At 76.1% G+C, this 1,370-nt stretch carries 1 protein-coding gene; it reads right to left on the bottom strand.

Annotated elements, in window-relative coordinates; genetic code table 11:
• Window positions 1-40: 40 nt before the first annotated feature.
• On the bottom strand, window positions 41-535 hold the full coding sequence (locus tag C1I92_RS32900) for a PH domain-containing protein (protein WP_111258832.1): 495 nt from the start codon (window positions 533-535) through the stop codon (window positions 41-43).
• Window positions 536-1,370: the final 835 nt, after the last annotated feature.

Here is a 1,370-nt window from a genome sequence, read left to right as displayed (position 1 = left end):
GCACCGGGGGCGGCGGCGCCGTGGGCGGGCTCGGTGTCGCTCACGTCGCGTCGCCGGGGGTCTCGTGGGTGATGCGCGTCAGTTCCTCGGCGAGCTCGGCGGCCTGCTCGTGGTCCAGCCCTTCGATCTTCACCGCACCCGCCGAGGACGCCGTCGTCACCGTCACCGTCGAGAGGCCGAACGCGCGCTGCAGCGGGCCGCGGACGGTGTCGACCGTCTGGATGCGCGACATCGGCGCCACCCGCCAGACCTGCCACAGCACTCCGCCGCGGGTGTAGACCGCCTGGTCGGTGACCTCCCAGCGATGGAGCCGGAACCACCACGGCGGCAGCAGCAGGAGTCCCAGCAGCCCGATGACGGCGAGCACGGCGGCGGGGATCAGGAGCCAGGCTCGCGCCGGCGCGATGAGCAGGCCGAGAACCAGCAGCGGAACCACCACTGTCGCTGTCGACAGCGCCACCTGGGCGCGCCACCACGCCATGGCGCGGCGGTCCAGCCAGTTCCGGGGCGGTCGCAGCCGAGTGGCGCCGCTCATGTCCCTTGCCTCCCGCAGATCGTCGCAGCGAGCGAGCCCACTGCCCCAGCCCACCGGACGGCCCACGGCGGCGCTTGTGGTGATCATGGCGTGCCCGTAGACGCACGGTATCCGAGCCGCAGCGCCGAGGCGACCGAAGCGGGACGAACCATGCCTGTGGGGGCACGGCAGGCCCTGCGGACGGAGGTGGCTCGCGGTCGCCGCCGCACCGGCACGGGCCGAGGAGGGCCTGCCGACGTTCGTCGAGCACGGCGCGCTCGAACTCGACGGCGGCGATGAGCTCGCGCTCGAGACGCGCCTCGGGCAGGAGCGGGGTCGTGGCCGGTGCCGACGCCACAGGCGGGGCCGGTGGCTGCGACGAGGGTGCCACCGACGAGGGCGGCGCCACCGGGGGTGACGGTGCGGCGGCCCAGGGCGGCCCTACGCGCGGAGGTGACGGTGCGACGGCCCAGGGCGACGCTACCCGCGGGGACGGCGCAACGCGCGGAGGTGACGGTGCGACGGCCCAGGGCGGCGCGACGCGCGAGGGTGGCGCTACCGAGGAGAGTGGTGCCACGGGCCGGAGCGGCACCACCGGCCGAAGTGGCACTACCGGCCGGAGCGGCACCACCGACCGGGGCCGCGCCACGGACGGGGGCCGCGCCACGGACCCGGGCGGCGCCGCAGACCCGGGCGGCGTGGTCCGCGAGGCCGATGCCGGTGCCGTGGGTGTGCCGTGGTCGTCCGGTCCAGCCGCGGGCGGCGATCCGGTCGCCGGCTCCCACCGGCCTCCTCCGGCGGACGCGGCACCGTCCCGCCCCCCTCTCTTTAACACACCTCCCCGCCCCCCAGACAA

It is taken from the genome of Jiangella anatolica (assembly GCF_003236295.1).
Lineage (GTDB): Bacteria > Actinomycetota > Actinomycetes > Jiangellales > Jiangellaceae > Jiangella > Jiangella anatolica.
Note: the sequence above shows the minus strand (reverse complement) of the source record. Positions and strands in the feature narration are given on the sequence as shown.